The sequence below is a fragment of the Bradyrhizobium sp. 170 genome (genome assembly GCF_023101085.1).
In the GTDB taxonomy this organism is placed as follows: Bacteria; Pseudomonadota; Alphaproteobacteria; order Rhizobiales; family Xanthobacteraceae; genus Bradyrhizobium.
Genome location: NZ_CP064703.1, coordinates 6,868,214 through 6,887,535 on the forward strand (window position 1 = coordinate 6,868,214; position 19,322 = coordinate 6,887,535).

Here is a 19,322-nt window from a genome sequence, read left to right on the forward strand (position 1 = left end):
AGCGTAGGCCGCGCCATCCCCGTACCCCTCCCGCGGTTTCCTCCCTTGGAGGTTTGCGGACGCCGGCCCCGCGCCCGCGGCACCACCGTCATGGGGCCGGCATCCGAAAACCTTCACATGATCGGACTCATGCACTGCAGCAAAGCGCTTTTTATTCGATGACCTCGTCGGCAGCGACCTGCAGAGTCAGCGGCAGTGCACAAATGTAGCGGCGCCTGCGATCCAGCGTCGGCCGGGAACCAGACACTTGGGTAGGAGGTTGTTCAAATCTGAACGTGGGGCGGTGGCGTTTTTGCTGTTTCCGCCACCTTTTCACTACCCAAGTCGAACAGCGTCAGGTGTGAACCCATCCCCGGCTGGAAGAGAGACCAAAACCCCGGCCGTTCGGAGATAGATATGAGAAACATAGCACGCACCTGGAGCCTGTGTTCGCTGACGGCACTGACATTCGCCCTAACAGTTGCCTACCTCATGCTACTCTTTTCAAGCAGCGCCACCAGTCAGGGGGCAGGGGAAGTGTCAGGCGCCAGATTTGAATTCGCGCTGATCGGCGACATGCCGTATGACGCCAGGCAAGAAAAGGAGTTTGCCAACGTCATGAGGGAGATAGACGCCGCTGAGTTGGCCTTTGTCGTTCACGACGGCGATTTTTGGTATGACGGCAACGCGTGGACCGAGCAAGTCGGGGGCTTCCCGCCATGCGGTGACGAGACTTTCAAGCATCGCCTCGGTCTGGCTCAAAGCTCCAAACATCCTTTCATATTTGTGGCCGGAGACAACGAGTGGGCCGATTGTCACCGGGCAAAGCCGCGCACGTATGACCCGCTTGAGAGATTGGCAAAGCTCCGACAGATGTTTTTCCACGGTGATCACAGCCTAGGTCAACGCACCATACGGTTGACGCGGCAGAGCGAAGACAGCCGCTACGCTAACTTCCGCGAGAACGTGCGCTGGACCCAGGGTGATGTAATGTTCGTCACTCTCCACGTGACAGGCAGCAACAATAACCTGGGCCGCACTCCGGAGATGGACGCTGAGTACTCAGAGCGTAACGCGGCCAACCTGGTGTGGATGAGACAAGCCTTCGATCTGGCCACGCGGAGCGGAAGCAAAGCAATCATGATCGTTGCTCAGGCCGACCCCCAATTTGAAAATACCTGGCCGGCATACGTGCAGCAGAGATACATGCTGGAGGGCCTGGGTCTCAAATCACCTGAGACGAGAAGAGCAACTGGCTTCGACGAGTTCCTGGCTGCGCTGGAGAAGGAGACCGTGGCCTTCGGCAAGCCCGTGGTCTACGTGCATGGAGATACTCACATCTTTCGCGTCGACAAACCTTTGTTCGGCTCCACAAGCCGACGGACTATCGAAAATTTCACGAGAGTATCGACTATTGGTTACCCTGATACGCATTGGGTCCGGGCAATCGTTGACCCCAGGGAACCGAATGTATTTAACTTCAGGCTAGAGATCGTAGAGGCGAATCGGGTCAAACATTGATGCAATGCTGTCTCAGTGCGTTTCCGAACTGGCAAGTATCAGTCAGCTCGTGCAGCAGATATCATCAACCGGCCTCCAGCGCCGAGACTGTCAGAGTCCGGTTGGAGTCAATTTCGGACCGGCGAGCAGCGCCGGCACGTGGGCCATGAGCGCCAGCGCCATAGCCATAAGGGTTAATTCGAGATTGCAGTTGCCAGTCGCATTCCAAGTTTTAGCGTTTCGATAGTCGTGCGGATTTGGCCGACGCCTGATCAACCCCGGCCATGTCTACCGGGCGACCAGGGACCGCCGCTCTGCCCCCAGGGCGACGGCCCCGCCGAAATAAGCAATGTGCGGTGGAACCGGCGCCGCGCCGGCAGTTGCGGAATGAGCCGTCCGGCGATCGCCCGGGCGGCTTGTTCTATGCGGTGCGCGCCGCCTCCAAAGTAAGCATCCGGCGTGGGCCACGGGCGGGTTAGTCGCCACCCAGCATCGTCATCTATACGCAGATCACGCCGCTTGCGCGGCAATCGCTGATCCCGGCGTCCAATTCCAGGGCAGCAGCTCGTCCAGCCGATGAGCTGGGTGGGCGGCGATGCGGGCAAGGATATCCGTGAGCCATGCTTGCGGATCAACGCCGTTCATTTTGGCCGTGACGATTAGGCTATACATGGAAGCCGCGCGCCGCCCACCGCGGTCAGAGCCGCAGAACAGCCAAGCCTTTCGCCCGAGAGCTATACCTCTTAACCCTCGCTCGGCGGCATTGTTGGAGAGGCAGACGCGTCCGTCCTTCAAGAACAGCGTGAAGCTCGCCCCTCGCTTCAGGATGTAGTTGAACGCCTTGGCCAGGTCGTGCCCGCGGGACAGCTTGACGAGCTGGTCGCGCATATAGACCTGAAGGTCCTCGACCAGAGGCCGGCTCAGCGTCTGCCGAACCTGAACGCGTTCCTCGGCACTCCTGCCATTGATGGATCTCGAACAGCGCATCGATCCACCGCACGACCTCGACCGCAATGGGCGAGAGCGGGATCTCCTTTTTACCGGCGGCCTTGCGACGCGCATTCTCTTCGATGTCGGCCATGGCGAAGAACGGGCGCCGCGCATGGACCCAACATGCCGCCTCCCGGATCGCTCCGGGCTGGCGCCCCGCCAGATAGAGCTGGTTGTACCCGTCATAGGGTCTGCCTGCAGGATGCCGGCATATCGGGCCAGATGCGCCTGAGGATGCTCGCCTCTACGGTCGCGGGAGTAATAGAACATCGCCGCCGGCGGGCCGGCGCCACCAAACGGCCGATCGTCCCGGACATAGACCCAGCACCGCCCCGTATCGGTCTTGCCCTTGGCCAACACTGGCACCGTCGTATCATCGGCATGCAGGCGCTCGGCCGCCATGACATGGGCTTCGACCAGGCGCAGCAGGGGATCCAGCGACGCACTGACCGAACCCACGGCGTCCGCCATCGTCGACAGCGCGATCGGCACGCCTTCCAGGGCGTAGCGCTCAGCCTGGCGGTTTAAGGGCTGATGCTGGCCGAACTTCTCGAACATGATCATGGCCAACAGGCTCGGGCCGGCCCATCCCCGGGCGACGGCATGGAACGGCGCCGGCGCCTGACTGACCTTCTCGCAGTCGCGGCAAGAGAACTTCTCCCGCACCGTCTCGATCACTTTCCACTGGCGCGGCACCACTTCCAGCGTCCGGGTCACGTCCTCGCCGAGCTTGCGCAGTCGGTTGCTGCCGCAGCATTCGCAAGCTGTCGGCGGATCGATCACCACGCGATGCCGTGGGAGATGCTCGGGGAAGGTCTGGCGTTCACCGCGCTTGCGCGCAAATCCGCGCACCGTCGTCGTCTTGGCCACGGCCTGTTCCGCCGCTAATTCGTCTTCGGTGGCGTCGGCTTCCAGCTCCTCGAACGTCAACGCCAACTGCTCAATCAGGCGCGACGAACGTTCCGACCGCTGGCCGTAGATTTGATGCTTCAGCTTGGCGATCTGCAGCTTCTGCTGGGCAATCAGCGCTTCGTCCTCAGACGCTTTCGCACGGGCGACCGTAAGTTCAGCGGCGATCTCCAAAGCCTTCGCGCGCTCGACCGCCAGCGCCTGTTTCAGGGCGACAACGTCATCCGGAATCGCGTCGCGGTCAGCATCCATGTGACGCAGTGAATCACAGATTTGATGCGTTGGGATTCCCTAAAATGTACGTAACCGCTGGCCTTCGCTCAGCCCGCACTCTGCGGCCGCCAGGTCACTTGCGGATTCCGCCAGTCGATCCCTTCGAGCATATAGGCCATCTGTGCTGCGGAGATCGATATTGCGCCGGAAGATGCCGAAGGCCAGATGAACTTGCCCCGGTCCAGGCGCTTGGCATAGAGCGACATGCCCACCCCATCATGCCAAAGAATCTTGACCAGGTCACCGCGGCGACCCCGGAAGATGTAGAGATCGCCGGCATGGGGATCGCGCTTCAGGCTTTCTTGGATCGTAAGCGCCAAGCTTTGCATGCCGCGGCGCATATCGGTGTGGCCGGTCGCGATCCAGACCCTGACGCCGCTCGGGGTCGGGATCATTGCCGCCTCAAAAGCTCAAGGACCCGCTGCAGCGCCTCGGTATCCACGTCGCGATCAACGCGCACCCGGCAGCCGCCAAGCTCGATCTCGATGATTCCGGCCTTCGTGCGCGGCGCAGGAGACGAAGACGACAGCCTCGGCGCATACGCCGATGCCGGGGCCAGCGTAGAGGCGATCTCCACAGGAACAAGCGCCGGCACGGCATCCCCGCTCAGCCGGCCTTCGCGCGCCAACCGGCGCCACGTGAACAATTGGCTCGCAGACAACCCGTTGCGCCGCGCCGTTACCGACACCAATCGTGGCCCGCCGTAGCTCTCGGCAACGATCCGCTGCTTCTCCTCGAATGTCCAATGGCGCCGAGCGCCCGTCGAGACAACTTCCAGCCGAGAGACCTTCGGCATAGGCGTATGGTCAGTCATACGCCTATGTCTTCAATCTCAATCATACCCGCAAGGCGGCCTTCGCCGGAGCGATACCCTCCAAAGCAGCTCTTGCCATATCTCGAATAACGTCACTCGGAAAATTCGAACGGAGCAGGCATTGAAAGCCCTATTCGTGGCCTGCGATTAGTTTCAACTCAATGGCACGCGCAGCCGCATCGATTTCTCTTCGGTGATTGCCGATTGCATCTGCCTATCCCCAGCGCCAATTGACTGAATGACTTTGCTGTGGAAGGTCCACGCCGCGAGGGGTCCAAGCCGCACCGAAGTGCAGCAGCTTGATCAGAGCAACAATTAATTCGGAAAAACGGGTAACTTCAGCTCTTCCTTTCACAGCATGGCGGGCTGTTCTTGCAAAAGCTAATGTCCGGGTTGGGTCATTCGCGTCGGTTTGGTCGCACCATGGCGACTTCCGGTCTACCCCGGTGAACGGACATTTCTCCGGACCGGCGAGCATGTCTCAGAGGTGCCAACAGGAGACATCGCATTCAGTAGCGTTGCGCCAAGGCTGCTCAGTCCTCGACATATAAGACCACGATGGCGATCAGCGTAGCCACCATCATGACCGACATCGTGACAAACCCAAACACGAGGAAAACCGGTTCCTGCGAAACGTAGTGATCGAGATTTTCGAAGAAGGACGAGACGCGAAGCTGTCCCGTCGTCAGCCACTCGAGAAGGCGACTGCCCGAAATCAGAGATGAGGCAAAGGGCCAGAGCCAGACATATGTAGGTTCGAACCAGCGCGGGAAACGCATTTCAGCCGCAACGGTTATCGCGCCATTCGTGACGCGCGGATTGCTGGCGTTCTCACAGGTAATCAAGAACGCACGGTGCAGCAGAAAATCCTGAGCGCGCGCTGTCCCACTAGCGTTACCATGGCACCTTCCGCATCAGCATCAAGTCAGGCGAACGTAGGTGACGGCATGCCCTCGTCCTATACGGTGAGCGTTGGACCGCCAGGCGCGAGATCAGCGACTTGCGGATTGAGTTGCGGCTCTTTCATACGTGCCCTCAGTTTTTGGCGAAACGCGTTATAAAGGACAGCTATTCCCAGTGAAGCAGGGAACCCCTGCAAATGTATGCCGCAACCGCTGGCTGATCCTCATATTCAACATGAGTAGGAGACGGATATCGGTGCTACGCGACGCTTGTGAAGAGAGCACCTTTTGTTGCGTCAGTGCTTCCGCGCGGCAACTGCATCGAGACTGCTATTTGCACTTACTCTCTTCCTTTACTCGCCGCGCGGCCCCCGCGCTCACATTTATCCGTTCGTACAATGAGGACTTGACGTTGAGCCGACGCACAGTTGGAATGCCCGAGGCCGATGAATTGAAAGACATGACGAAGTTGTTAGCGAGCTTATGGGAAGCCGCGCAACAGCTTCCTGAGGGTTCAGAGCGGCAGGATGCGTTCAGACAGATTGGTAGCTTCCAGAGGCGGGTGGCGGCATTAATTACACGCGCCCTTTAGGCTCTCAGGGATGTCGTGTCGAGCTCTGCGGTGGCTACCGATCCAACTCGCGCCGGAAGATTGCGATTTGGAAGTTGGCGAACTTGATAAGATTGGCATTATGCCATTGGGTTTTCCATGCCGTCGAAAATTGGGGGGTTGGTACAATGCTTGGGCCGATGAACCGATTTTGATTTTTCCGACGCACTGGAGGATCTGGCGCGTGCCAACAAGTTGGTAAGTTAGTAAGTTAGTAATGTGGATTTGCGGATCAACCGCGTCTAGCGCCCTTGCAATCGAGAGTTATCGATCCTCATCCGGGTGTACCTACTTGTAAGGTGTGATCTCGCGGGTCTCCGTCAGCTTGATCATGTGCACCGGTGGCGCGTACCGGCCCTTTCGACATGACCGGCATTTCAGCGAAGCCTCCAACTTCCAGAGCGGCGTGTCGCGCGGTCGGCGGATGGCGTCGAGAGGTAGGCTTGCCCGCGTCTTGCAGCGATTGCATTCCACCTCCAGCCAGCCCAATCCACCATTGAGACAGTGGTCGGCTCCCATGATCTTGCCGCCCAGATGACGTGTCGCGATTTGGTGCTCATGGCCAGCGATTACAGCGCTACGGTGCCGGACGCGCAATCCACGGTAGAGTCGGGATGTGGCGCGGTGGCTTTAGGTTCGAACATATCTGTTTTCCGCCTCTTTCGTCTGGCGGTGCCTTAGTGTTTCGACCGTGACTCCGTTTCCACATCCCGCTCATCGAACCGGACGGGCGAATCTCTCGCATCCGGCTCTCGGACAAGACTTCACGCCTTCACCCACGGCACGTCGTGTCCAAGCGCAGTTAAGCGTACGAGCCCGAAGTGCCCGTAGAGATGCGAGAGTGGATAAGTCCCGCCCTTGCGTCGCCTGACCTTGTGCTTGGAGCGCAACCACCGGCGCAACCGCACAGCGGTGTAGTTGTCGATCGCTCTGTACGCCTTGTTGACGGTGCCTACGCTGAAGTAGTTTGCCCATCCGCGCAGCGCGCGATTCAACTTGCCCACCAGCTCTGTGGTTTCTTGCCATGTCCCCGATCGAGCAGTCAGCGCGTGAATGTTCTCCACCATGCGCCGGATGCTCTTCCGCGATGGCCGATATCCCAGGCGTGCCTGACCGGTTCTCGCTGAATACATCCGCCCGAACGAGTAGCCCAAGAAGTCGAACTCCCCTTCCGGCACCTTGCAGATTCGTGTCTTCTCCTCGTTGACCGTGAGCTTCAGCTTGCTCATGATCTTGCGCAGTTGTTGCAACGCCTCTTCGGCTTTGCCCTTCTTGCACAGGATCACGAGATCGTCGGCATAGGTCACGATACGAGAGCCGAGGCTTTGCTCCAACCCGAGCATCTTCCATCCCAACACGAACCGGCGCATGTAGAGATTCGCCAGCAATGGTGAGATGGGTGAACCCTGCGGGATGCCACGCCGCTTGTCCCGGGCTTCGGTTGTGCGTGTCTTCCTCCCTCGATCGTCGGTTTCTTCTACGGGGCATTCCAGCCACATCTTGATCAGATGCAGCACGCGCCGATCAACAATTCGGCGCGCTACCGACTTTAGAAGTTCGGCATGGGGAATGCTTCCGAAGTAGTCCGCGAGGTCGGCGTCCACGACTTCCGGGTGGCCACGGAACAGCAGCCCTTCCACCTTGACCACCGCCTGTTGGGCATTCCGCCCTGGGCGGTACGCGTACTGTTCGGGTGGAAGGTCGGCTTCGAAGATCGGCTCCAGCACCAGCATTGTTGCTGTCATGCAGACCCGATCCCGCACGGTCGAGATGCCCAGCGGCCTGAGCTTGCCGTTGGCCTTCGGGATAAACACTCTTCTGATAGGATCCGGCTGGTAGCTCTCCTCCCTGAGCGCAAGCGCCAGTTCGCCGAGCCACCGCTCTACGCCATACGCATCGATGTCCGCAAAATCCTGACCGTCCACCCCCGGTGCGCCCTTATTGGAGCGACACTGGGCATAAGCGTGGGCCAGAACGTCCTCGCGGCCGATCTTGTCGTACAGGGCATAGAACCGATAGCCGGCTTCTGCCTTCGCTTTCGCGTGCAACGCCGTCTGCAGTTTCTGAACACTCTTCGGAGTTGATAGGTTGCCCAATCTCCAAGTCCCTCGCTACGTCTTGCGTTCGTCTCGAACTAAGGTCCCTTCCCTCCACCGGAGTTACCCGGCTTCAGCGGTACTACGAACCCCTCCGCATCCCCACGGCGCCCGGCCTGTCCCTCACGGGCATCCGGTTGGTCATCCCTGCCCACGCCTTGGGGTCTCCCGTGTTGCGTACGCTTTCCTTGTGTACATGCTGTCGCCACTACCCCGGCGCAGCGGCTGGGCGTATTGCTTCGCTCATTCACCCCAGCCGTATCAGCCTTCCCCGAAAGGGTTGTCGGGTCGGCCTCCGCATTGTCCTTTTCGAGGCTTGCTCGGGCGTTCACTCGCGTTACGGCCTGCACACTCGCGCTGTCACCGTATATCGTGACACGCTAACCAGAGGCTTCAGCCACTTTGTTACCTCCATGACTGCTCCGGTTGCTTCCGGCTGGAGCGGTTGCCGGGTGGGACTTACACCCACTGGAAAGCGCCGCCTTTCCACGGCGCACACCCGTAGGATGACATCGGCTCCGTGGCACTTCCACTTGGTCAAGCCAGCCGCCGCAGCGCCGGGAAAAGTTGCAAGACAAGGTTGGAACCGTGGAAACGGAGAAGCGTCTAGCCACGTCAGACTTACCATCACCGTTGAGAGTGAAATGGCCCTGCATTTCAGCCGCGTTGGTCCTGCAACAGAGGAGTTAGAGATATGGAGCGCGAGCGAACGCGGCTTTTCTTTCGTTATTAGTAACGAGAGCAGAGATGGGCCTGGACTTCACGGCAAGCCCGGCTTTGTAGCTTCTTGGCGCCCCATCCATATTAACAAGCCTGCGATCAGGGTGGGCGGATCACCCTTCAAGACGTTCGCCGAAGCCGCGACGGCCTGTGAGGCCATGCTGCCACACCTGACCAGATAGCTTCGGCTTTGGCGCAGCCGACGCAAGCTGAAGAGGGACCAATGACCGTTTTCGTTTACGTCAACACGAGCAAGCAGATCGGAGACAAAGACGACGTCAAGTTATTCGCAAATGTGGATGCCGCGGAAAAGTGGTTCGAGGAGAATGATCCTGAAGGCGTCGCGTTCGAGTACGAGGTATTAGAATAGTCGTTGATCCGCGCGCCTCTGCCGTGCGCACTTGCTGGTGGTAAATCGCGAGCGCACAATAGGGCTCGGTGTTGCACTTTGGTAACCCATTATTTTGTTCGCAAGCGATAAGTTCATCGCTTTGGGAGACAGGCATATGGACGTGTATTTGAACACCAAACGTGATCTGCTCGTTGTGAAGACGGGATATCCGATGCCGCCCGCTGCGGCGCAGGGAAAATGGCGTAAAAGCAAAAAGAGGGTCATCAAAGTCAGCGACGAGATCAGCTCGGCGCTCCAGAGGCAGGGCTACTACATGCGCAAGCTAAGGGACCTGCATAGTAATAGAGACTAGCGAAGAACGATCCTTTGCGGCAGCCTTCGATGTGCAATCTCTATTATGCCGATCTCCGTATTATGCCGCGCCGATGCGCATTCCCGAGGACAGGGGCGCAATCTCGGCGCGGCATGTCGGCATAATCAGAGCGCCTCGAGGAATGCGAGCAGCTTGTCGCCGGGGCGAGAGTGGCCGGGCTTTGCCATCGCCCGTCACAGCAAGAATCTGTTTGTGCGCCGGTTGGCGATCAAGAGCCGGTTGTCTCCCCGCTGGGCGTGGCGCGGAGGGCGAATATTTCCTTGGCTGCGAACAGGCCGTTGAGCGCGGCCGGGAAGCCGGCATAGACGGCCATCTGCATGATGACCTCGGTGATCTCTTCACGGCTCAGGCCGACGTTCAGGCCAGCCTCGATGTGAACCTTGAGCTGAGGGCTGGCATTGCCGAGCGCGGTTAACGCGGCAATGGTCGCGATCTCACGGGCCCGCAGATCGAGGCCGGGGCGGGAATAGATATCGCCGAAGGGGAACTCGATCACATAGCGCGCGAAATCGGGCGCGATGTCCGCCAGCGCCGTGATGACGTTATGCCCAGCCTTGCCGTCAATCTCATCTAGTGCTCGCCGCCCGCGCTCGAGCCGGCTTTCTTGCGGCGAGAAGACCGGTGCGGGGGGTGCGCATGCGGGTTGAGCCTGTGCTTTCGTGGACTGCGTCATGATTTTTGCTCCTTGTTCTCGTGCCGGCGTAGCCAGCAATCTTGGTGTCGAGAACGAGAAGGCACGCTTGCAGTTCGGCAGCGTGGGCACGGACGGCCGCACGGTGGCGCTCCAGAAGCTCGCGACGCTCAGCCTCAGTGCCGACGCCGCGCTCCCGCAGTGCTGCGTAGCGCAGCATGTCCCGGATCGGCATCCCGGTCGTCTTCAGACGGCCGAGAAACTCGATCCAGGTCAGGATCGATGCGTCGTAATCCCGATGGCGCGATTGGTTGCGGTCAGCATAGGGCAGCAGCCCGATCCGCTCATAGTAACGAATCGTATGTGCTGTCAGTCCCGAGCGTTTCGCCAGTTCACCAATCTTCATGAGCACCCTTCTCGATCAACGACGCAACGGAAGCTAGGGGTTCGAGCGCGCTCTAAGTCAAGAGGAAATCGCATCACAGTGATTCGAGCACCAGCACGCTGTCTCCGACGGGGTGGTGCATCGCTGCGATTTGGAACAGGCAAATGGACAAACAAGGTCTGTTCGCCGCTCGGCGAAGTGAGCCTGCCCGGCGACTGCTAAGCTTGAAGCCAATTCATTTTCGGCAGGGGGCAGGGAGGGGGCCGATTATGCCGACCGTTGGCTCAGGACGGCCTCAGGCGGCGGCGATCGCTGCTTTGGAGTCGGCATAATCACAGTGCCTCCAGAAATGCGAGAAGCTTATCATTCGGTCGAAAACGACCGGCAGTAGCTACCGCTGGAGCTGTAGCGGCCAGTGCGCGTTCCTTGATTCCCATATCAGCGTGTAGGTAGATGTGGGTGGTTTCGACCTGCTCATGGCCGAGCCAAAGTGCTATCACCGAAGTCTCAACTCCCGCCCGCAGCAGTCGCATCGCGGCGCTGTGACGCAACACATGCATGCTGATGGTTTTCTGTCCCAACGACGGACAGGCGCGGGTGGCGATCTGAACGTATTTGGCGAGCCGATGTTCGACGGCGTCACGGCTGAGTGACGTCCCCGACTGGGTGACGAAAAGTGGCTCCGCCGGTTGACCAGCGCGCTCAGCGAGCCAAACACGCAGGAGGGCGACCATGCCCGACGTAATCGGTGTGATCCGCAACTTCCGTCCTTTCCCCATGCAACTGACATGCGCGCCAGTGCCGAGATGAACATCGCTGATGCGAAGGCCGATCAATTCTGACGCACGCAGGCCCGTTTGGGCCGCGAGCGTAAGCAGGGTATGGTCGCGCCGCCCGGTCCAGGTCGAGCGGTTGGGTGCGCGGAACAGCGCATCGAGTTCTGGTTCGATCAGGAAAGTGACGAGCCTCCGGTCGAAACGCTTGCGTGGAATGGCAAGCACGCGTTCGATTATGGCGGCATGCTCGGGATGTCGAAACGCTGCGTACCGGAACAGCGAACGGACGGCGGCAAGTCGAGCGTTGCGAGTGCGCGCACTATTCTCCCGCTGCTTCTCAAGATGGTCGAGGAAGGCGCCGATGAGCGGCGCATCAAGATCGTCGATGTCTAGCTTCGATGGTTCGACGTCTTTCCTCGCGGACGCGAAGACCAGCAGCAGCCGCAGCGTGTCCCGGTAGGCCGCAAGTGTATGGGGACTAGCTTGGCGCTGGCAGATGAGGCGTTCCGTGAAGAACGCTTGCAGGGTTGGGGCAAGTGCGGTCATGCGGCACCTCCGAGGTGCCGCTCCAAACGATCACCAACCAGCGTCAGCAACTCCGGCGCAGCTGAGATATACCAGTATGTGCTGACGGGATCGACGTGGCCGAGGTAGGTCGACAGCAACGCGATCCGGTTCCCCGGCTCCCTGCCATCTCGATATCCGTCAAGGATGGTATTGACGGCAAATCCGTGCCGCAGGTCATGCAGCCTCGGACGGCATGAGGCAGAGCGCGGCTTGAGGCCGGCGACATCCACAATTTGACGAAAGACGGGCTGGACGCCCATGTAGCGGAACCTGGTGCCAACCGTAGTGACCAGCAGTGCCGGCGTATTCGACGAGTTTTTCGGACGGTCGTCTCGACGCAGATAATCAACCAGTGCAGCCACGGTGCTCGGATGCAGCGGCAATTGGCGAGACTTGCCGAACTTTGCGTTCCGAATGGTGAGTAGTCCAATGACGGAGTCAAAATCGTCGCGGTCGAGGCCGATCGCTTCCCCAACCCGCATGCCGGTCACTGCAAGCAAAGCGATCAATGTCCGAAATGTCGCCACTCGGTGCGGTGCCCGCAGCGTCCCGGCTGCGGCGATGAGGGCCGCGATATCCGACTCCGAATATAGGTAGGGGGTGGCCCGGCCTTTTTGCTGCACCAGCAAGTGTGTCGGGGGCACCTCGGTCGCGGGGTCGATCCCGCGCAGGTGTTTAGCGAAGCGGCGAACAACGGAAAGCCGGGCAAACGCCCAGGTTCGACCGCGCTTAGGGAGTGTCGCCCAAGCGAGCGCCGCCTCGGTTGTCAGATGGTCTTCGCCACGATCCTCGACGAAGGTGAGAAACTGACCGAGTAGTTTCTCGGCTCGATAGAGCTTAAAGCCGAGGGCGCGGCGAACCGCAAAATAGTCAGCGAGAGCTTTGCGGAGAGCGTTCATGCGATGTCTCCCGGCCAAGGGCGGGCGATCGACCGCAGAGCATCGCGATCGACCTTGGCGTAAATCGATGTCGTAATAGCGTTGCGGTGGCGCAGGAGTTGTCCGATCTCGGGCAGCGATGCACCGCCGCGTAGCATCAGAGTCGCCGCGGTGTGACGCAGCCGGTGAGCATGGATCGGTTCAATGCCGCACCGTTCGCTAGCGTGGCGAACAATCTGCGTTACCGCGCCAGTGGTGAGAGCATGGTGCGGAGCTGTGATCCGTGCAAACACTGTGCGGCCTTGCGTGCTTGCGGGACGGCCGTGACGCAAGTAAGCCGCAATTGCTTCGCCGACATCCGCGGGCAAAGGCAATCGTTCGGTGCGATTGCCCTTGCTGTGAGCAATCACGATCTCGCCGGCTCGCCAATCGATGTGCTCAAGTTGCAGTTTGGCGACTTCGCCTGCCCGCAGGCCCAGGCGAACAAGCATGGTCAGGACCGCGAAGTCACGACAGCCACTTCGGGTGCTGGCGTCGCAGGACGCCAGAAGGCGCTGCACCTGGTCAGAGGCCAATCCCTTCGGCAATCCGGTTAATCGCCGACCGGGAACGGTCGGCACCGCAGACACCAGCGACCGATCGATAGCGCCGTCGACGTAAAGAAAACCGAGTAGTGATCGAAGGGCCGTCACCGTCAGCCCGGCCGTCCCAGGGCTGAGGCGGGAGCACTTTGTCACTACAAAAGAAATGACATCAGCCGCTGTCAGGCTTCGAAGGTCCAGAGCAAGGCCGTCCGGCAAGACCCTGGTTTGAAGGAAGGGACGCATCAGTTCAACATACCTGGACGCTGACGCATCCTTGATGCCACGTTCAAGTATCAAGTAACCTCGGTATCGCGCCAGGGCCGCTTCAAGCACTCCGCTGGCCGGCGGCAACAAAGCCGCAGGTGCGGTCCCAAGACCGCGCAGGTAACCGAGGATCGGCTGCATCGCTCTGATAGAGCGAAGAAAACTGTAACCAGCTTCATGACGGCTGCGCTGAAACCGCTCTACTTCCTTTGCGCATAGTTCCCCTACACCGAGCCCCTCGCTCACAAGCCAATTGCTCAGCTGATTTAGCAGCAACAAATGAAAGCGGGCCTGCTGTGGGCTATAGCCTTGTCGTGTCAGGTGGTCGGCAAACCCGGTCGCGAATGCCGAAAGCGGACCCGAAATCCTAACTCGTGACAGATCAATCAACATCAAAGCCTCCCTTCGATTGGCAAGAGGGAGGCTATACGCGGTAGCCATCAATCGGATTATGCCGACTCCATCGCAGCGATCGCCGCCGCCCGAGCCCGCTCTGAGCTAATGGTCGGCATAATCCAGAGGTCGGCATAGTAGAGATTATGCCGACGTCGGCATAATCTCTACAGCATCACCACCAATCAAGAAGCCATCCGCGCGCTCTTCCGGGTGATGAACCGCTACGTCGGTAACCTGCCGCCAATGCCGGGGCGTCTTCTCGGACTATCCTGCGCCAGTCGTCCGCAACGCCGGGACCGAGCGCGAGCTGACCATGATGCGCTGGGGCATGCGGCCGCCGCCGAAGATCGGCGGGCCACCGGTCACGAACATCCGCAAACACGTCGTCCCCGCACTGGCGCGGCTTGGCTGAAGCCAGAGAACCGGTACTGGGTGCCCTTCAACACCGCTGGGATCAGCCCGCCGGCAGTGAACGGCGCAAGGTGGCCTTAGTGCTTTCAGATGTTGAAGATATATAGCCCATGTGCAAGCAGGTCGGTCTTCTGTCGCCATCGAACAGCACTGTGATACCGGTGTTGTGACGGCTCAAGCCGACAACGATGCCAATCTTGTCAGCCAGATTTGGGCAACGAACCGCTCCAAGTTTGCTGATCTTAAAGCGGGTGCCGACTGCAATTCTATTTGTTTCCCAGTTCATGGTTTAGCTCCGCAAAGCCTTTATCGAAAACTGCGGATTGTTGACGGTCTGTGTTTCAGGATCATTTCGTGGCTACAGAAATTGGTTTCGTGGCAGCTACCGGCGGCAATGTTCTTTGCCGTTCCGTCTAGGAACGCCGCATCTGCTACGGAGGCCAGCCGTTCGCATGAGAGTCCTCAGGCGACCGGCAATCGTCTCGCATCGCATGTCATCGCATTTGCAGTTGGTTGCTGGCGGTGCAATCTTGGAAGTGCTCAAGGAGCGCGGCATTGGCCAGGTGCTCCCAATACTCTGCCTCCGCGAGCAGCTTCCAGCTCCTGTCAGGGACGATATGCGGCACTCTGCCGACACAACGACGCCATTGCGCGCAAGCGGCGTATAGTTTCCATTCCCATCCTCCCGTTGTTTTCCCATCTTATTTTTTATTTTTGCGTCGGAGTCATTATGATTATGACCCAGAACTAATTTTTGCCTTCTCTGCGGCAGCGAGGGGCGGTTGATTGCGAATTATTTCGGTTCGGGTTCGCATAGGTTTTCAGATGAGCGTTGATCGCTCCAGAGCCAGTCAGACCGAGGCGAACGCGATGGTCCGCGCCGATCCATCTGAAGGCGATGCCGGTGATCCTAGAGCAGTCAGCGAGGAAACAGACTTCGATAGCGGTAATCGTGTCGAACGTTTTGGCCGATGGCTCTCTTCAAACGGGGCGGGTGCCCGCCTATCATGCGCCTAGCCCAGCTTGGTCAGCACCGGAACTGGAACCGTTCGTCCCGCTCGCGTGTCCGGGAAGGTGGATGGAACTTTAGAGGGGTCCTCCTTTTTGGTAGTCATTGCATCGGGTTCCTTCCGATAGAGTGTCTCGGCCTACCGGGCTCACGCCGCCCAGCCCCGGCCCGGAGAGCAGGCGGCCCTGCCAAGCGCCCCGCGAGGCGGGGTCGCTTTGTGCGGAACTTGCTGGAGCCAAAGGTGATGCCTCGCTCCCCGTCCATCGTGCCGCAAAGCGCCGACCATGACACCTATCTGGTGCTGAACGATTTTGGCAGGCTCGGGCGCGCTTGGTGCGAGACCGACGAGGAAGGCACCAACCGGGAGACGCTGATCCGCCGTCTCTTGGAAGACCAATATAGCCATCCGGTTCGTGTCGTCGCCTTCAACACCGCCGAGGGCTGGTCGCGCGATGTCACGGTCGATATTGCCGATGAGCTGCGTCGGCGCTTTCCCGAATACGACGAGGTGCCGCGCTCTGTGCAGGAGTTCTTGGAAACCGCTGTCCGGCGCTGAGCTGTTCGCCTAAAAGCCTCTCGACCGTCTGGTTTTCTTCGCCCAGCGAGAGCTTGGTGCCCTCCTGATCCGGCTTGCAAGCGCAACTAAGTGTAGCCTGACGCCTCTCTGATAGCTGGATAAGAAAGCGCCTCTGGTTGAGTACCTCTTAATGGTAGGCGCTCGATCTACCGTTTGTTCGCGACGATCGGCATGATGCAAGCACTGTACGCCGTGAGGTAAAGACAATGACCAATGACCGCCTCGTGCAGCCACCGCCGATCCCTCACATCCGCAAAATCGGCATCGTCGGGACCGCAATCCTCATGCTCGGGCCAATGGCCTCTGCCACCGTTCTTGGAGCAGGACCGCGCATCTCTGAAGACTTCGAACCGTTCGAGAAATCAGCGAATGAGCGCGTCGCCCAAGCCTTCGAGGACATTAAGGACCTCGCATCCATCTCTGACGAGCTGAAGACTGCGTTGGCGTCGCTGAGCCAGAGCGTTCAGAGCGCGCAGAAGCCGCCGGTTCAGGCTGAAGGCAATGAATGACCCATGTCCAACCGCGCGCATCGACAGGCGATGCCGATGCCATGGTCTCTTTCCTACATTTTGATCAGTCAACTTAGCCAACGTTACGGCGGCCCTTGAGTATGTTTGCCGAAAACTGCCACCGGACAGAGACAATCAGGCCATACGCAAATATATAGCCGATGAAATCTTGAGCGCAGCCAGGACAGAATTCTCTTGGCGATTTGACGGCTGCCGGTCTGAAGATCGTAAACAGCTATCTCTTTCCTCCGGGACGCCCGGCTGAGGGCGCTCGGATGTTAGGACGTGCATTAACGAAGAATTAAGCTCCGGCAACCATCCTTTCTCTTATGAGAGTTGCAATGGCTTCCATAGTTGCTCTCCTGCTTCTCAATTTGATGGATGAGCGATTTAGCAACGCCCGCTACAGCCGGGCGACAGTCAGCATGGTTGAAGAGATTATCAGATCATTCGGCTAAGTTTTCCGCGAGGCCACCATGGTTTCGGTCGATCATTTTGGTTACGAATTGCGCCGCCAACTGAATGAAGCCGCTGCGAGCGGAAGCAATCAACTCCTAGTAACTTCCCACGATCTATGTCGAGCCGTCAGATCGGGCACGGCATGGCTGAACGCGTGCTGCGAAGCGATGGAACAGGAAGCTCGTGATGACGATATCGTTGTTCAGGACAGGAGCGGGCACGGAATGGCGGTTCGGTATCAGCTACCGCGTTAGCCGACTGGCGATCTAAGGAGTGCGTTACGTTGCACGGGCTGAGACGTAAAAATGTCAAACGCGAAGTGCGGCGGCGGCGCTGCCAATCGGCATGGATCACAGCCCATGGTCTGACGAACCACGAATGCCGCCTGAGCAATCTGTCGCGATCCGGCGCAGAACTTGTTGCCGAAGTTGTAGAGGTTTGCCAAGCCGGTTCGAGATCACGTTGGTTCCCAACTCTGGTAAAACTGAACTTTGCGAAGTGGTCTGGCGGCGGGGCAAGACAATCGGCGTTAAGTTCATTCACTAACGACCTCTTGGCGCTCTGCGGAGTGATGTCCGCTTACCTCGACGAGCCGACATTGAGGAGGCGCACTCAGCTCCGCTTCGTTCCAAGAAGCGATGCGGTGGCGCGTAGGGTTCGGGGTCGCAGGTTGGAGGCAACCGTGAAGCAGTCTGAAGATCGAAAATATCCTGGATGGCTCCATCGAATTTGTCGGCCCAGAGGTGATTGTTCGTCGCTGCCTCAATCAGTTGCCCCGTGATCCGTACCCTGCCGCCCGCTTTGCGAACGCTTCCTTCAAGCACGTATCGCACGCCCAGTTCGCGCCCGACCTGCTTTATGTCCACAGCCTTGCCCTTGTAGGTGAAGGATGAGTTTCGAGCTATTACGAACAGGGACTTGAAACGCGATAGGGCCGTGATGATTTCCTCGACGATGCCGTCGGCGAAGTATTCCTGCTCGGGATCGCCGCTCATGTTGGTGAAGGGTAGTACTGCGATGGACGGCTTGTCGGGCAAGGCTGGTAATTGTCGGACTTCGGCAGACGCTTTTGCCGTGGTTGGCGTCAGCTCGGCTGGAGAACGCACGACGTGTAGCCGAACCGGCCGGTCAATATTCTTTAGCGCCCTCTCGCCAAGATCATCGAAGCTAAAGCTTGTCTTGCCCCGGACCTGCTCGAACGCGCTACCGGAAAGACACACCCTTCCAGGTTCGCATTCATTTTCGACGCGCGCCGCGACGTTTACGCCATCACCAAAAATATCGTCGCCGTCTATAATGATGTCGCCAATATTGATTCCTACACGGAAACGGATGACGGGGCCGTCACGCCCCGTCATTTTGTCTTGAATGGCAACTGCACAGTTCACGGCATCGACGGCACTCGCGAACTCAACAAGCATTCCGTCGCCCGTCGTCTTGACGATACGGCCCTTGTGCTCGGCTATGATCGGATCGACGACCTCACGGCGAGCGGCCCTCAAAGCCGCGAGCACGGCATGTCTCTCGCGGAGCTGACGGCGGCAATAGAGCCGTATCTGCCCATAGTCCGCACCTTCGTCGTCCTTGGCAACGTGGTGCCTTCCTTGCGGGAGCGGCTGATCCAGCGCATCGAAGCGGGGCTGCGCTCGGAAGACTGAACCGTCTTGGTCGCGCGCGCGAGCCGAAGTGGCCTGTCGAAGCGAGGCGTCAGTGTCTCCTTTGGGTCAATCGCGTCGGTTTAGCTCTCCGTGGATGACTTCCGGTTTTCCCACGGAAGCGGACACCGTCACTGACGGTCGGCATGTCTCAAAAATGCCAATAGGCGACATCGGCCTGGATAGGCATCTCATGTGATCCATTGTACAATAGCGTCTAGATTGGATTGCGGGCCATGGCGCAAGAGCGACCAGTTCGGGTCGAGCGCAAGTTGACGGCAACATTGGCCGCCGACGTGGCTGGCTGTTCGCGGCTAATGCACCATGACGAAGAGGCCACGCATACCAGGCTGACCGCGCTCCTAATGGACGCCGTACAGCCGGCAATCGCCGGACACGGTGGCCGCATCGTGAAGAACACTGGCGACGGGTTCTTGGCAGATTTTTCAAGCGCGGTCGAAGCGGTTCGAGCCGCGGCACAATTCCAAACCCGCATCAAAGTGCGATCTGAAAGTTCAGCCCACTCCCTTGCCGGTTAATGTTTGCTGTCGCGCCGGTTTCAATGGTGGGACGCATTGGCGACGCGCCGGTTCAAAGTCGCCTCGGACTGGATTTCAGATCCCCAGCACGAGAAAGCCGGTACAAACCACAATCACACTCACCACGATAACAGCAAGGAAACTGGAAGAAGCAATATCTTCGC

General features: G+C 59.2%; 17 protein-coding genes and 3 pseudogenes. 8 read left to right on the forward strand and 12 right to left on the reverse strand.

What is annotated here, in order from left to right:
- The first annotated feature begins 396 nt into the window (after nucleotides 1-396).
- On the forward strand, nucleotides 397-1,500 hold the full coding sequence (locus IVB05_RS32100; RefSeq protein ID WP_247780025.1) for a hypothetical protein: 1,104 nt from the start codon (nucleotides 397-399) through the stop codon (nucleotides 1,498-1,500).
- A gap of 489 nt (nucleotides 1,501-1,989) precedes the next feature.
- Here IVB05_RS32100 and IVB05_RS32105 read toward each other — a convergent pair.
- The 5 genes and pseudogenes from IVB05_RS32105 to ltrA form a co-directional block, all read right to left on the reverse strand.
- Nucleotides 1,990-3,630 (reverse strand): annotated as a pseudogene (locus IVB05_RS32105) (IS66 family transposase).
- Nucleotides 3,631-3,698: 68 nt separating this feature from the next.
- Entirely contained in the window at nucleotides 3,699-4,046 is a 348-nt protein-coding gene (gene tnpB, locus IVB05_RS32110; RefSeq protein ID WP_247780026.1) for an IS66 family insertion sequence element accessory protein TnpB, read from the reverse strand.
- Nucleotides 4,043-4,465: a transposase gene (locus IVB05_RS32115; RefSeq protein WP_247780027.1), complete on the reverse strand. Its 423-nt coding sequence runs from the start codon at nucleotides 4,463-4,465 to the stop codon at nucleotides 4,043-4,045. Before IVB05_RS32115 ends, tnpB begins: the two co-directional genes overlap by 4 nt.
- Nucleotides 4,466-4,998: 533 nt before the next feature.
- Complete coding sequence (locus IVB05_RS32120; protein WP_247780028.1) at nucleotides 4,999-5,244, reverse strand: hypothetical protein; 246 nt, start codon at nucleotides 5,242-5,244, stop codon at nucleotides 4,999-5,001.
- A gap of 1,497 nt (nucleotides 5,245-6,741) precedes the next feature.
- A complete protein-coding gene (ltrA, locus tag IVB05_RS32125) occupies nucleotides 6,742-8,073 on the reverse strand; it encodes a group II intron reverse transcriptase/maturase (RefSeq protein ID WP_247780029.1) in 1,332 nt (443 codons plus the stop codon).
- A gap of 943 nt (nucleotides 8,074-9,016) precedes the next feature.
- Here ltrA and IVB05_RS32135 point away from each other — a divergent pair.
- Nucleotides 9,017-9,163 carry a hypothetical protein gene (locus tag IVB05_RS32135; RefSeq protein WP_247780031.1) on the forward strand — a complete coding sequence of 49 codons (147 nt, stop codon included), beginning with the start codon at nucleotides 9,017-9,019 and terminating at the stop codon, nucleotides 9,161-9,163.
- 136 nt (nucleotides 9,164-9,299) lie between these two features.
- Nucleotides 9,300-9,497 (forward strand): hypothetical protein, encoded by a 198-nt coding sequence (locus IVB05_RS32140; protein WP_247780032.1) that lies wholly within the window; start codon nucleotides 9,300-9,302, stop codon nucleotides 9,495-9,497.
- Nucleotides 9,498-9,726: 229 nt separating this feature from the next.
- On the opposite strand, the gene IVB05_RS32145 is transcribed toward IVB05_RS32140, so the two are convergent.
- The 5 genes from IVB05_RS32145 to IVB05_RS32165 form a co-directional block, all read right to left on the reverse strand.
- The gene (locus IVB05_RS32145) at nucleotides 9,727-10,191 is read right to left on the reverse strand and encodes a carboxymuconolactone decarboxylase family protein (protein ID WP_247779135.1); all 465 of its coding nucleotides are present in this window, start codon (nucleotides 10,189-10,191) and stop codon (nucleotides 9,727-9,729) included.
- Nucleotides 10,085-10,555, reverse strand: coding sequence for a MerR family transcriptional regulator (locus tag IVB05_RS32150; protein WP_247779136.1), 471 nt, complete (start codon nucleotides 10,553-10,555; stop codon nucleotides 10,085-10,087). Before IVB05_RS32150 ends, IVB05_RS32145 begins: the two co-directional genes overlap by 107 nt.
- Nucleotides 10,556-10,866: 311 nt before the next feature.
- On the reverse strand, nucleotides 10,867-11,856 hold the full coding sequence (locus IVB05_RS32155) for a tyrosine-type recombinase/integrase (protein ID WP_247779137.1): 990 nt from the start codon (nucleotides 11,854-11,856) through the stop codon (nucleotides 10,867-10,869).
- Complete coding sequence (locus IVB05_RS32160) at nucleotides 11,853-12,776, reverse strand: tyrosine-type recombinase/integrase (protein WP_247779138.1); 924 nt, start codon at nucleotides 12,774-12,776, stop codon at nucleotides 11,853-11,855. The genes IVB05_RS32155 and IVB05_RS32160 overlap by 4 nt, the downstream gene beginning before the upstream one ends.
- Entirely contained in the window at nucleotides 12,773-13,996 is a 1,224-nt protein-coding gene (locus IVB05_RS32165) for a site-specific integrase (protein WP_247779139.1), read from the reverse strand. Before IVB05_RS32165 ends, IVB05_RS32160 begins: the two co-directional genes overlap by 4 nt.
- A gap of 216 nt (nucleotides 13,997-14,212) precedes the next feature.
- On the opposite strand from IVB05_RS32165, the pseudogene IVB05_RS32170 reads away from it, so the two are divergent.
- Nucleotides 14,213-14,446: pseudogene (locus IVB05_RS32170) on the forward strand (SOS response-associated peptidase); the annotation flags it as partial.
- Nucleotides 14,447-14,453: 7 nt separating this feature from the next.
- On the opposite strand, the gene IVB05_RS32175 reads toward IVB05_RS32170, so the two are convergent.
- Nucleotides 14,454-14,696: a hypothetical protein gene (locus tag IVB05_RS32175; RefSeq protein WP_247780033.1), complete on the reverse strand. Its 243-nt coding sequence runs from the start codon at nucleotides 14,694-14,696 to the stop codon at nucleotides 14,454-14,456.
- Between the two features lie 967 nt (nucleotides 14,697-15,663).
- Here IVB05_RS32175 and IVB05_RS32180 point away from each other — a divergent pair.
- Complete coding sequence (locus IVB05_RS32180) at nucleotides 15,664-15,975, forward strand: hypothetical protein (protein WP_247787179.1); 312 nt, start codon at nucleotides 15,664-15,666, stop codon at nucleotides 15,973-15,975.
- A 227-nt stretch (nucleotides 15,976-16,202) separates the two neighbouring features.
- Entirely contained in the window at nucleotides 16,203-16,505 is a 303-nt protein-coding gene (locus tag IVB05_RS32185) for a hypothetical protein (RefSeq protein WP_247780034.1), read from the forward strand.
- A gap of 1,001 nt (nucleotides 16,506-17,506) precedes the next feature.
- On the opposite strand, the gene IVB05_RS32190 is transcribed toward IVB05_RS32185, so the two are convergent.
- A complete protein-coding gene (locus IVB05_RS32190) occupies nucleotides 17,507-18,478 on the reverse strand; it encodes an adenylate/guanylate cyclase domain-containing protein (RefSeq protein ID WP_346771794.1) in 972 nt (323 codons plus the stop codon).
- A gap of 3 nt (nucleotides 18,479-18,481) precedes the next feature.
- Between IVB05_RS32190 and IVB05_RS32195 the strand changes: the two genes are divergently transcribed.
- Together IVB05_RS32195 and IVB05_RS32200 are read left to right on the forward strand one after the other, a co-directional pair.
- Nucleotides 18,482-18,622 carry a hypothetical protein gene (locus tag IVB05_RS32195; protein ID WP_247780035.1) on the forward strand — a complete coding sequence of 47 codons (141 nt, stop codon included), beginning with the start codon at nucleotides 18,482-18,484 and terminating at the stop codon, nucleotides 18,620-18,622.
- Between the two features lie 233 nt (nucleotides 18,623-18,855).
- Nucleotides 18,856-19,119, forward strand: a pseudogene (locus tag IVB05_RS32200) (hypothetical protein); the annotation flags it as partial.
- Between the last annotated feature and the right edge of the window lie 203 nt (nucleotides 19,120-19,322).